Here is a 13,246-nt window from a genome sequence, read left to right on the forward strand (position 1 = left end):
AGATCGCGACGAACTGCTGCGCCTCATCGGCAAGCTGCAGGTAAAGACTAAGTACCTAAAGGGACGCCCGGCTGATGCCCTTACAACAAAACTCGTGGCCATCAACCCCGAAGTTTTTGTGCGCGTCAAGCGGCGATGCGAGCTGTTTCAAGTGGGCAGGGGGCGCCGCTACGAATGGTCGGTGCCGACCACGTCGCTCAACCTGCGGTTGAGGCGATTGCTGGATGAGCACTACCTCGAGTACTCCGATATAAGGACCCCACCGAATGCAGAGTTGGTGGGCTCGCTACCACTCCGCCCTGGGTCTTGGCCTACCTCATCTTCTATCACACCGGACCTACATCTCTGCCATAAGTCATCGAAGTAAGGGGTGCGCCCCACGCTCCGGCCCGGGGCCGGTTCGGTCGTGTTCCGCGCCGAACCACGCTTCATTAAGCACGAAAGGCGACTCGCAGCGGAGCTGCATGGTCGCCTTTTGCCGCGCAGTACTTCGTGCTCTTGCCCTTAGCGTGACATAAAACAGATCCGCCCAATTAAGCGCCACCGTCAACCGCCTTGAGGGCGGCTGCGTTGGCGCGCCTCATTGGGCGACAAGGGATGATAAAAATGATAGTAAGTTGCAAAACTTACGGCACCTCACTCCACTGATTATTCTTTGAGCTGTATTGATATAATTCATCAAAACCAATCGTGAAGTATATCCGGTAGTCTGCACTGTCGAGAATTTCATAGTAAGGACCATTACCCATATTAGCCTGGTAATCAATATCGCTAAGCGACTGTGGCAACTTATTCTGTTCTACTCGATACCTCTCCACTAAGTCGACGATAACTTTTCCTTGACTTCTCATTTGACTAGTCTCCCTCCACTGTAACGCGAACAATGTAGCGACGACGAAAATAACTAAAGCTAGAAAAGTATTTAGCCACCCCCTTGCTTTTAAGTATTTCATCTATCGATTATCTTCAGTGTAAACAGGAGTTGTAGTTCTGTTCTGTCTAGAAGGAACATTTCTCTCTCCATCCGTTTCTGGCAATTGATCATAGTTTGGAGCATTCTCCGGATCTGTAGCTCCTAACACTTCATTGAGATACGAAAGGATCTGCTCTCCGAGTGTAGCATCACTATCTGGATCGAAGTAATTGGTGGCAAAATCAGCCCCAAACTTGTCGCTAGGCAAATCTTCATAGCTGTAAGCAGAGTGCCCTGCAACCCAGCTATCGCTAGCTTCTTGAGCATAGCCATCTTGAACAGCTTCACCGACTGGATTCTCGTGTCCATCGGCTTTGTATTGATGGGCTTTCCCTGCATAAAACATGAAGTGAGCCATATCAACCCAGCCCCCTTTTTTAGTATAGATATACCTACCTTCTTTCTGATTGAAGTATCCCGTTTGAGTAGGTAGTGGGCGCATTTGTTTCCAGCTAAACTCGGTATTATCTAGGCTGCCGACATATCTATTTGCAGCTTGGCCGGCATATTGACCTACTTTACTGGGACTATTGTCCAGCAACGCTTTGAATTGCGCTGCGGTACCCACAAAAGGTTTGATCGGCTCGCGACCATCTGGATCAACTAGGTTGATCGGATTGCCCATCGTGTAGTTATACGGACTCCATCCCGGCATTTTATCCGCCAGCGGGTCAATTTGCAACCATCTCCCTATAGCTGGGTCGTAGTTTCTATCCCCATAATCATACAACCCCAAGTCCTGGTTCAGCTCCTTGCCATTATATCGGTAACGCTGCTTAGTCTCCGGTTGTTGCCTGCTCCAAATTCCTTCCATCTCCAGCCCGAAAGGATAATAGTGATTTTCCTGAATAATTTCGGTGGCGGGATTGACGCTACCATTACCATCCACATCTGCAAACAGGACGCGGTTGTTGCCTAAATGATCCGCAATCAAATACTCAAATCGCCATTGTCCAACCTGATCAAAGCAAGCTGTTGCCGACGCTTGAAGTGTACCGCCATTTGCCACGGTAAAACCTGGTTGCAACGTAATGTTATTGCCAGCTTGTAGCTCTAGGGAAGTATAATACCTCGGGTTTTCAGACTGCGAAGCCCAGTTAGCTAGTTGATAGTCAGGCGGGCGTTTCGGTACCGCTGCATAGGTTTCACTAAGCCGATCCCCTGTGATCCCGGTGGTGGTAGCGATGTAGCCATTCCTCCATTCCCTGGTATAGCTAGCGGCCGTCGTCGGCTGGGTCCAGGAAGATGTGTTGGCACCTGATCGTGCGCCCCCCTACAGCATCTTCTCTAGGCTCGCGATCTTAGCCCGCGCATCATCGCCCTTCTTCCGCTCCAGGGCGACGACTTCTTCCGGGGCGTTGGCTACGAAGCGTTCGTTGCTCAGTTTTTTCTCCACCGACTTCAGGAATCCCCGGAGGCGGTCCAGTTCCTCCTGCGTCTTAGCCCGTTCGGCCGCGAGATCAACGGTCTCGTTGAGGATCAGGTAGGCGGTTTCGTTAGCCACCAGGAAGGGCAGGCCGTTTTCGGGTGCCGCATCCACCGTACGGACGGATGCCAGGACGCCAGCTTTTTTAAGAAATTCCGTAGCACCCGCGTCCCCGCCCAACAGAGCGTCGCGATCCTGCGTCCGCTTCAGCGCCAGGTTCAGGGGTTCACCGTGGGAAATCCCCCGCTGGTTGCGCACGTCGCGAATGTGGCTAACGGCATCCTGCAGAGCGGAAAACCGGCGGAGCAGCGATTCGTCGAACGGCCGCGCCACCGGCCAGGAAGCCACTACGCAGTCGTCTCCCGCCGCGCGCTCCCGCAGTTGGTGCCAGACTTCCTCCGTGATGAACGGCATGAAGGGATGAAGCAGAATCATCATCCGCTCGAACACGGATATGGCGGCTTCGTAGGTATCCCGGGCGATAGTTCCGTCCGTCGGCTTGATGGCTTCCAGGTACCAGCTGCAGAAGTCGGACCAGATGAGGCGGTACAGCGTGACCATGGCCTCGCTGAGCCGGTATTCCGCGATCAGGCGGTCCACCTCGGTGATGGTCGCGTTGAGTTTGGCTTCGATCCAGTCGGTGGCCAGACGGGCCGCCGGGTCCGGGTCCCGGTCGGCTACGGTGAAGTTCCGGATCAGGCGGTTGGCGTTGAAGAGTTTATTGCAGAACTTTCGCCCCTGCTCACACAGTTGGCTTTCGTTCAGCACCCGCCCGTCCTGTATCGGGGCATCGAAGACGATATCGTTGCCGGCCGCGGCGCTCGACAGCATGCCGTAGCGGACGCCATCGGCCCCGTAGGTACGCAGTAGCTCCAGAGCGTCGGGGCTGTTGCCCAGTGACTTCGACATTTTGCGGCGCTTCTCGTCGCGGACCATCCCGGTAAAGTAGACGTCCCGGAAGGGCTGGCGACCGTGTTCCTCCACGAACTCCTCCCCCAGCAGGTCCTCGCTGAATTCGTAGCCGGCCATGATCATGCGCGCGACCCAGAAGAACATAATATCCCAGCCGGTGACCAGGTCATCCGTCGGGTAATAGTACCGCAACTCCGTCTTATCTTCCCCGAAGCCGTCGAAGACCGACATCGGCCAGAGCCAGCTGCTGAACCAGGTATCGAGCACGTCCTCGTCCTGCGTCAGATCGTCCATGGTCAATCCCGGGTGTTGCCGCCGGGCTTCGGCCAGGGCTTCCTCGGCGGTTTCGGCGACGTACACCTCGTCGCCGTGGTACCAGGCCGGGATGCGCTGCCCCCACCAGAGCTGGCGGCTGATGCACCAGTCACGCACGTTCTCTTCGTTGAGCCACGAGCGGTACATATTGATCATGCTTTCGGGGTGGAAGCGGACTTCTCCCCTTTCCACCGCGCTAAGGGCGGTGGCGGCCGTATCCTTCATCTTCATGAACCACTGCAGCGTGAGCCGGGGTTCCACCACCGCGTTGGTGCGCTCGCTGCGGCCCACCTTGGTGCGGTACTGCTCGATCCTGACCAGGTCGCCCCGCTCCTTCAGCAGTTTGATGATTTCCACCCGGGCGTCAAAGCGGTCCAGGCCTACCCCGAAGCGGGCCAGTTCGTTCATTTTGCCGTCGGCGGTGATGGTGTCGATGACCTCCAGACCGTACTTCTCCCCCAACTCGTAGTCGTTGGGGTCGTGGGCGGGGGTGATCTTGAGGGCGCCGGTACCGAACTCAGGGTCCACGTAGTCATCCGCGATGACGGGAATGACGCGTTCGACGAGGGGCACGATGACCTTGCGCCCGTGAAACTTCTGGTAGCGCTCGTCGTCCGGGTGCACGGCAAGTCCGGAGTCAGCCATGATGGTTTCCGGCCGACTGGTGGCGATGGTGATGTAGGTGTCGTCGGTACCCTCTACCCGATAGCGGACGTGGTACAGGTTCCCGTTCTCTTCCGTATGGATGACCTCTTCGTTGCTGAGTACGGTCTGGGCTTCGGGATCCCAGTTGGTCATGCGCTTGCTGCGGTACAGTTTACCCCGTTTATACAGGTTTACGAAGACCTTGATGACCGCTTCGTACAGTTTCGGCTCCATGGTGAAGCGGGTGCGCGACCAGTCACAACTGGCCCCCAGCCACTGCAGTTGCTGCAAGATGATGCCGCCGTACTCCTCTTTCCACGCGAAGGCGTGGCGCAGGAACTCCTCCCGGCCGATGTCGGATTTCTTGATCCCCTGCTCCCGCAATTTACCCACCACTTTGGCTTCGGTAGCGATGCTGGCGTGGTCGGTGCCCGGTACCCAACAGGCGTTCTTGCCGTCGAGCCGCGCCTTGCGAACGAGGATATCCTGTACGGTGGCGTTGAGCATGTGGCCCATGTGCAGCACCCCGGTCACGTTGGGGGGCGGAATTACGACGGTATAGGGTTCCCGATCGTCGGGGACGCTGCGGAAGTAGTCGCGCTCCATCCAGTGGGCGTACCATTTTTTTTCGACCTCGCTGCTGTTATAGGTTTCTTTAGCGGACATGCTGGCTCATTTGGGTCGGCAAAAGTACGGCGACGCGGGGGGATTGCCCTAGGCGGGCAGTCCGGTCAGCGCCTGATCCAGGTCGTCGAGGATGTCCTCGATCGCCTCGATCCCCACGCTGAGGCGGATCAGTCCGTCGGTAATGCCGTGCGCCAGTCGGACATCGCGGGGAATCCCCCGGTGGCTCATGGTGGCCGGATGCAGCACGAGGGTATCCACATCGCCGAGGGTAGGCGTAAGCGTACAGAACTTCAGCCGGTTCATGAACTGCTTCCCGGCCTCCAGCCCGCCGTGCAGGTCGAAGCTGAGCATGCCCCCGTGAAGTTTCATTTGCCGGCCGATGGTGGCGCAGTCGGTATGATCCGGCAGTCCCGGGTAATTCACCTGGCGGACCTTGTCCCGCTGGAGCAGGTACTCCGCTACCCGCTGGGCATTTTCGGAATGCCGCTCCATCCGCAGGGGCAGGGTTTTCAATCCGTTCAGGACCAACCAGGCGTCCCAGGCGTTGCCGCTGCCGCCGTACAGCCGGTACACGGGTTTGAGTCGCTCCTCGAACAGGGCCTCGTCGCGGCACACGATGGCCCCCGCGATGCCGGTACCGTGCCCGTTCATGTATTTCGTCGTGCTGTGAATGACGATGTCCGCGCCGTGGTTCAGCGGCTGCTGTACGATGGGCGTGGCGAAGGTGTTGTCGACCACCAACAGGGCACCGTAGTGGTGCGCCAGGTCGGCCAGGTACGAGAGGTCGGCGCACCGCAGGGTGGGATTGGACGGCGTTTCCACGTACACGACGCAGACGTCCGGATGTTCGGAGAGCTTGTCTTCAACGTCCTCACTGTTCCGAATGTCGGTATCGATGCGCTGAATTCCCTGAGTAGCCAGCCGGTCGATCAGGCTGCTGCTCCCCCCGTACAGATCGCCGTGGGTCAGAATCTTGTGCCCCTCCTGACAAACGGCGATCAGGGTGGTGGCAATGGCCGCCATGCCGCTGGAGCAGAACAGACCGTAACACGGTTCCTCCAGGCCGTACCCCTCGAGGGCCGCGATCTTCGCGGCCACGGCATCTACGGTGGGATTCCCGAATCGCCCGTAAATGTGACCGGGAGCCTGACCGTCGAAAATATCTATCCCCTGCTCGATGGAATCGAACACGAAACTGGAAGCCGCCACTAAGGGAATCTGGTGGGGTGGATTGTGGTGGGTAATGGCGGGATCCCGGGTAGCGAGACTCGATAATTTCATACGGAAGAATGGATGTTGTCTGTTGGGCTACCCATGGGGGGGCAGTATGCGAAGACTGTGGGGGCGGTTAAATCGATCGTAGGGTAAATATATCGGTTGGCGGCCCATTAAACGTTAAGGCCGACGAAGTAGTCCGGCGAAGTGCGTCTTCCGCCCGCAACGGGCTCGCCGATCTACCGATTGCCGTGAGCCATCCCGGGCTTCCCCTGCCCCGATTCGTTACCTTTGCCGCATGGAAGAGGAGGACGAAAACGAAGAACTGTTTGACGTGCAGGAAATCCTGGTGGATCCGAAGCAATCACCGGTCCGGATCGATAAGTTTGTTACCGACAAATTACCCCGGGTCAGCCGGAACCGCGTACAGAACGGCATCCGCTCCGGCAGCATCCGCGTCGACGGCCAGCGGGTGAAGCCCAACCACCGCCTCTCCCCCGGCGAGCTCATCACGGTGGTCATACCCCGCCACGAGGATGCCGTGGACGGCCTTCTTCCGGAGAACATTCCACTCGACATCCGGTACGAAGACGACGCCATTCTCATCGTGCACAAGCCCCCCGGAATGGTGGTCCATCCGGGAGTCGGCAACCCCTCCGGCACCCTCGTAAATGCACTGGCGCACTACCTGAACCACGAAGACATCCCCGTACTTCCCGGCAATGATCCCGATCGGGTCGGACTGGTCCACCGGATCGACAAGGACACGTCGGGCCTGCTTGTCATTGCCAAGACCGACGAAGCGATGACCCACCTGGCACGTCAGTTCTTCGATCACTCCATCGAGCGCACCTACCAGGCCGTCGTCTGGGGCGCCCCCGACCCGGGCGAGGGTACCGTGGACCGAAACATTGGCCGCCATCCGCGTATCCGCCAGAACTATACGGTGTTTGACGAGGAGGAGGAAGGGAAGCGGGCGGTGACGCACTACCGCACGCTGGACGACCTGTATTACGTAAGCCTCCTCGAACTGAAGCTCGAAACCGGCCGTACCCACCAGATCCGCGTCCACATGAAGAGCCTCGGCAATCCCGTGTTTCAGGACCAGAAATACGGCGGCGACCGCATCGTGAAGGGGACCGTCTACAGCAAGTTCAAAACCTTCGTCGAACGTTGCTTCGAGTTGTGCCCGCGCCAGGCACTGCACGCTAAGAGCATCGGTTTCGTCCACCCTACGACGGGTGAGTTCGTCCAATTCGACAGTGACCTTCCGGAAGACATGCAGGCGATGTTGGACCGGTGGCGCGGCTACGTCGGTCACCGCCGATTGAATAACCTACTCGAGGAATGAGCCCGGAGGATAAGCTCACGCGGGACTGGGTGGAGCGGTTCGTGGTGGGACTCAACCTCTGCCCTTTCGCCGCCCGGCCGCTGCACCGGGGACTGGTACACTTCGAAACCTGTCCGGCCCACGATGCGGAAGCCGCCTTTTACTGGGCGGGCGCGCGGGTGCAATGGCAACTAAATCAGCCGGCCAGTCAGGTAGAGACCTCCTTGCTCGTATTTCCCCGGGGGCTTGATCGGTTCGAGTTATTTCTCGGTTTTGTCGAGGATATCGAATATCTCCTGGACGAAAGCGGCGCGGCGGACTTTATCCAACTCGCGCATTTTCACCCACGCTACCACTTTAACGAAGTAAGGGAGAACGACCCGGCAAATGCCACGAATCGTTCTCCCTTTCCTACGGTTCAGTTACTGCGGACGGAAAGCGTCGCGCGGGCCGTTCGCGAATATCCGGATATCGAAGAGATCCCGGCGCGGAATATAGCCCTGTTGCGCGGTCGCGAGCCGTTTACTGACGAATGAACGGCCGGCTCACCACGCCTTCGGCGGTGGTGATCACGAGGCGGTAAAATCCTTTCGGCAGGTCGGCGACATCCACCCGGTCGGCCAGACGGTCGCTCACCTTAGCGTAGTTCATCGTACGGATGCTTCGGCCGGTCAGATCCACCAGGTTTACGGTAACGTCGCCCCGGACGGGTGCGTCAAGACGGAAGTTCACCATCCCGTTGGCCGGGTTGGGGAATACGTCCAGGTTAGCCGTCAGGTCGAGCGCGGGGCGCGTGGGGGTAGTCACGTTCGTTTGACAGTTCAGGGAGAATTTACCGAAGCCCGTTGGAACGTCGGTGCTGCGTCCCAGGAATACCTTGTCGAACTGCGTGCCGAATTCCCGCTTCGCGACCCTAATGGTATGGGTGCCGGAGCTGAGGTTGAAGGAGGAGGCCACGCCAGCGGCATTAACCTGACGCCACTCGAACCCTTCGGTCTTCAGATCCGCTCCGCCGACCTCGAAGGAAAAGTTGATCCAGTCACCGTCGTCAACCTTAACCCAGAAGGAGTTCTTGCCCAGGTCTGGCGTATTCAGGCGCATGTACAGGTAGTAGTCGCCCGCCAGGGTAAGATCGGTGGTGTATACGATCTGGTCCGCCGTTCCTTGCTCCGTCGGGGCGTTGAGCATACTGGGCGTTTTGGCGGTAACGTACCCGGAGTTTGACGTTTTGGTATCGATCAGATACTCCCAATCATTACCCAGCTTTCCGCACTCCGCTTCGATCCAGGCCTCGCTTTCGCAGGCGGCGGGGTTGGCTTCGCAGTCGACATCATCTTCACAGTTCAGGGCGGAAGCCTCGGTACCGTTGGGCGACTGCCGCAGGGTGCTCAGGTACAGCTTGTCGAGTTTGGTGTTGGGTTCCCGGTAGGCAAAGTCGATCGTAACCTCCCCCTTCGGAATGAAGAACGGACTGCCGACCACCTCGCGCCAGGTCCACTCGTTGCGCAACCGCAGGCGGTTGAACCATTTGATCCAGGCCCCATCGTTGATGCGGACCCAGTAGGAATCTTCGGCAGCCGAGGGTGACTGTACGCGACCCCAGAGGTAGTAAGTCTCGTCCTGCTGCACGTTGAGGGTAAAGCGAACCCGGTTTTCGGGCACGTCAGCGGGGGCCTCGTCCAGCATCCGGAAACCCGGCTTGATGACGACGTAGGATTCTCCGCTGGCCTCGGCATCGGTTTCCACCGACCAATTGTCCCCAATCGTGGCGCATTCCGCTTCCAGATAGACGGCGAAAGGCAGGGTCGGGTTCCCGTTGGTCTGGGCGACGGTTAATCGGGGAAAGGTGAGGATAAGGGATAAAATAAATAGTAACGCGAGGGACCGCCGGGCGGTCGTTGGGTATAGTTGCATCATAGCAAACACTGTAGTTGGGTGTGATAACATAATTCCCAATTGATTGGGAACTCTGTGCCCAAACGACTGCTTTTTCCGATAAGTTCGAAAAAAATTATCCCTTTAACAGTATGCGCCCGAAATAGGTCCGAGGCTGCGACTATAGCTTCCGGAACGATTGCGTCACCTGGCCGGATGAACATACCACCCGCAAAAGGTATATGCCGGGCGGCAGCATCGAAACGTTAACCTGACCATTCAGCAACTTGTGCGGTGCGGCAAAGGATTGTTCCACCACTTTTCGCCCGTTGGCGTCCATGACCGTTAAATCGACGGACTCCAGTAACGGCCCCACGAGATTGAAATTGAGGAGTTGCGCGGCGGGATTCGGAAAAATTTCCAGTTCCGGGGCGGCCAGGTTCGTGTCGTCGAATGCCGTTCCCGGCACGGGGCCGGAGGCCAGCGACGGCATCGACTGCGGGCATTGTTCGAGAGGAGGTCCGATCGTGGTCGGAACTCCGGGATCCTGCTTCAGCAAAATGCGATCCAGGCGTGTCTTCGTTTCCCGTTTGGCTATCGTTATGACGTGACGCCCGGCCGGAAGCGTAAAGGATACGGGGCGCGTGTCGTCATTGACTCTACGCCACTCGAACCCGGTAGTGAGCATGTTCAGGCCGCTTTCCTCCTTCCAGAACTTTATCCAGTCACCGTCGTCGACCCGAATCCAGAAGGAATTGCTGCTGTTATCCGGGGCCATCAGGTGACAGAAAAGATAGTATGTACCCTCTTCCAGGGCGTCCGTCGTGAACTTCACCACATTGGTTTCCCGGTCGGTCTCCGCGCCGGTGTAATCACTCGCGCCGGTCGTATAGACATAACGAATGTCTTTCTCCCGGGCGTAGCCGATCGTCCAGTTGCCCCCGATTTCCGTGCACTCCGCTTCGGCCCAGTACTCCGTGGCGCAGTTGCCGTCGGGGCAGTTATCCGGTGTGGGGACCGTGCAGGTCGTCGCTTCCCCGCCGGCGTGGTCGGGAATGGTGTTTTCGGTCCCCAGATAAATTTTGTCGAGCTTGATGCCCGGTTCCCGGTACGCGAACTCGATCGTGACCTCCCCGGTCGGCAGCGAGAAGGGATTTTCCGGGGTCTGTCGCCAAGCAAAATCGGAATCCGTGATCAGACCGCGGTTCCACGCGATCCACGATCCGCCGTTTATGCGCAGCCAGAAGGAATCACCGTCGGTATCGGTAGCGGAAATACGTGCCGACAGATAGTAATCTCCGTCGTGCTCTATAAATTCCCTGAACACGACGCTGCTGCCTGCCCCTGCGGGAGGAGCGTCTCTCGAGAACGACCCATCCGTCGGACTGACGTAAGCTCCGTTACTCGCTGAGCTGGAGAGGGAGGTGGTCCACCGGCTACCGACGGTGGCGCACTCGGCCTCCAGCCAGTAGGCCGCTGGAACGATGGTGTCCGTCGGGGGGCCAGGCACTTCGCCTCCCCCACCGGTACCTTCCTCGTCGTCCGGATCCGGCTCTGGATCGGGGTCTGGGTCAGGAGTAGTATCATCTTTATCCTCCGGTTCCTCCGTACCCTGCTTACCGCTCACCGTAAATTCGATGTTCAGGCGTGCCGGTTGGTATCCCTCCGCCCGCGCGGTGAGCGTATGCGTGTACGAACCGTTCGTGAGCCGGGAGGTATCGATCCGCAGGGAGAGGGAGGTGAACGATTCCCGGGCTACGCCGGTCGGCCGGTCGACGGTCAGCCAGGAGGGCAGGGAGGCCGGGTCGATAGTGTAGGCGGCCTCATCCTCCGCTCCGTAGTTTACCAAAAGAACGTTGGTGGCAATCGACTGATCGAGGCGGGGTTCCCAACGCCCGGGGAGGAACGCAAGCTCATGGGTCGTGTTGGGACCGAAATAGGTGGCGCGTACCTCGGTGACCGGTCGGTCGACCGCGACCTCACCCCCGACCATAGCAAACAGGTTGCCTCCCCATACCCGGGCCCCCGGAGCGATCAGGCGAAGGGGCAATTCCATTTCCTTTAAATTATGCCACTTATCCTCGACTGGATCGTACTCCCACACTTCCCGGGCCTCGGCACCCTGGCCTCCGAGGGTGTACAGTTTCTTGTTGTAGGCAAAGGTACTCGGTTCGGTGTGGGACTGCACGTCGGGCAGATCTTCGAGTCTCTCCCAGCGGTCGGTCAGGGGGTCGTAGACGTGGACCAGTTTGAGGTTCTTTCCCTTATCGCAGGCATCGTGGTCGTGCTGCCCGCCGATCGTATACATCTTCCCGCCGTGAACGACCGTGCCAAAGTGGTTACGTGCCATAGGCATCGGTGACCGATCGCTGTAATCCTGCCAGCCGAGCTGGGGACGGCTAAGGTCGTACACCCAGTGATCGTCGACGTCGCAGCCCGCGTTTTCGTCAAAACCGCCGACGTAGTGGAGCTTGTTTCCAATGTGGGCGAGTCCTCCGGCGCCGATGCGGACCGGCATGCGCGGACCCTGGGTCCATTTGTCTTCGCTGATGTCGTACAGCCAGACCTCGTCCGTCACCCGCCCGGGATGACTGCCGATGCGTCCGCCAACTACCCATACGACATCGCCGACCAGTGCCACACCCGTGTGGGTCGCCGCCGGATGATCGACGGCCGGTTGGGAGGCAATCTTCGTCCAGCGGTTCGTCGCCGGATTGTACTTTTCGTTGTTATGCTGCAGTTGCAGGTCGTTGTCAAAACCGTTGAAGAAGTAAAATTCTCCCCGGTAGGAAATCATCTGACCCTCCGCGCGTCGGTAGTTGGCGTTTCCGATGACGGTCCAATCCTCGTAGCGGTTAACGGGCTGCGGCTGAAGGCTGAAATATTCCACGAAGGGAAGGTGGGGCTCGATGCGATTATTCATGCCGCCCGAGGATCCGGCCGCCACGTATACCCGATCGTTGAACACGGCCGCCTGCGTAGCGTGGCGCCCCTGAATCATGTGCCGCAGGGTTCGCCACTGTCCCGTGGCGGGGTCCATGATACTCGTGGTCATCCGGGCAGAACCGTTAGCCTGCGCCATACCACCGAACATCAGGAGTTGCCCGTTCAGTACGGCGGTGACCGTACCGCTACCCGGGGCGGGTACGGGCTGAGGACACTCCGCCGGAGTCAGCCACCGGCCTTCCCGTATATCGTAGACGTCGACGGCGGCCACCAGGTTACCGTACAAATCGCCGGACTGCCCCAGTGCCGACCGGCCACCACCGGCAACGTAAATATGGTCGCCGATCACCTCCGCCGTAAAGTGATCCCGGGTCCGGGGCGCGTCGGGGAGTGATGTCCAGGTTTTGGTGGCCGGATCGTATCGGTCCAACCACGCTACCGAGCCCGCCTGGTGTCCCGAGCGATTACCCCCGATGAGATAGAACTGATCATTATGAACCACCAGACCGGCAGCCCCCCTCCGGCGGGCACCGGGGATTTGCCCAACCGTCTGTACGCGATCGTCCTTCGGGTCGTACGCCAGCAGATCGCCGTACGCGTACTCCGTGGGGTGGTGTCCGGTGAAGGCACCGATGATGTAGATTTTCTCGCGGTATACCCGCCCCTGAAAGTGATGGATGTTATTAAGGATGGATTTCGTGTTTTCCCACTTCCGCGACTTCGGGTCGTATTGTTGGATGGGCGTATTGCCGTATCCCCCGAGTAGGTAAGCCCGGTCCCCCACCTTCACGAAGCCGGCGTCACTGCGCAGCTTAGGGACCTCCCCGGTGGAGGCCTGGTGGTACCACTCACCGACCTGTTGTGCGAACAGGGGGAGGATGGCGAGTTGAAGACAGATAGACAGGAGTAGCCTCGCACGGCGTGCGCTGGGTAAAGAAGGGAGCATAAAACGTTGGTTATAACAATACGTGTCCGTAAAGGA

General features: G+C 58.7%; 7 protein-coding genes. 2 read left to right on the top strand and 5 right to left on the bottom strand.

Going from position 1 to position 13,246, the window contains the following annotated elements; genetic code table 11:
- Nucleotides 1-953 precede the first annotated feature (953 nt).
- From NMA52_RS06005 to NMA52_RS06015, 3 genes are all read right to left on the bottom strand, one after another.
- On the bottom strand, nucleotides 954-2,159 hold the full coding sequence (locus NMA52_RS06005) for an RHS repeat-associated core domain-containing protein (protein ID WP_371930946.1): 1,206 nt from the start codon (nucleotides 2,157-2,159) through the stop codon (nucleotides 954-956).
- 87 nt (nucleotides 2,160-2,246) lie between these two features.
- Entirely contained in the window at nucleotides 2,247-4,937 is a 2,691-nt protein-coding gene (locus tag NMA52_RS06010) for a valine--tRNA ligase (protein ID WP_254826747.1), read from the bottom strand.
- Between the two features lie 48 nt (nucleotides 4,938-4,985).
- Nucleotides 4,986-6,179: a PLP-dependent aspartate aminotransferase family protein gene (locus NMA52_RS06015; protein ID WP_254826748.1), complete on the bottom strand. Its 1,194-nt coding sequence runs from the start codon at nucleotides 6,177-6,179 to the stop codon at nucleotides 4,986-4,988.
- Nucleotides 6,180-6,411: 232 nt separating this feature from the next.
- On the opposite strand from NMA52_RS06015, the gene NMA52_RS06020 reads away from it, so the two are divergent.
- Both NMA52_RS06020 and NMA52_RS06025 read left to right on the top strand, forming a co-directional pair.
- Entirely contained in the window at nucleotides 6,412-7,464 is a 1,053-nt protein-coding gene (locus NMA52_RS06020; RefSeq protein WP_254826749.1) for an RluA family pseudouridine synthase, read from the top strand.
- Nucleotides 7,461-7,979: a DUF1415 family protein gene (locus tag NMA52_RS06025; protein ID WP_254826750.1), complete on the top strand. Its 519-nt coding sequence runs from the start codon at nucleotides 7,461-7,463 to the stop codon at nucleotides 7,977-7,979. The genes NMA52_RS06020 and NMA52_RS06025 overlap by 4 nt, the downstream gene beginning before the upstream one ends.
- Here the strand turns inward: NMA52_RS06025 and NMA52_RS06030 are convergent.
- Together NMA52_RS06030 and NMA52_RS06035 are read right to left on the bottom strand one after the other, a co-directional pair.
- Complete coding sequence (locus NMA52_RS06030) at nucleotides 7,966-9,360, bottom strand: T9SS type A sorting domain-containing protein (protein WP_254826751.1); 1,395 nt, start codon at nucleotides 9,358-9,360, stop codon at nucleotides 7,966-7,968. The two genes, NMA52_RS06025 and NMA52_RS06030, sit on opposite strands and share 14 nt — an antisense overlap.
- Before the next feature lie 139 nt (nucleotides 9,361-9,499).
- Nucleotides 9,500-13,210: a kelch repeat-containing protein gene (locus NMA52_RS06035; RefSeq protein WP_254826752.1), complete on the bottom strand. Its 3,711-nt coding sequence runs from the start codon at nucleotides 13,208-13,210 to the stop codon at nucleotides 9,500-9,502.
- Between the last annotated feature and the right edge of the window lie 36 nt (nucleotides 13,211-13,246).

Source organism: Lewinella sp. JB7 (genome assembly GCF_024297185.1).
Classification (GTDB): domain Bacteria; phylum Bacteroidota; class Bacteroidia; order Chitinophagales; family Saprospiraceae; genus Neolewinella.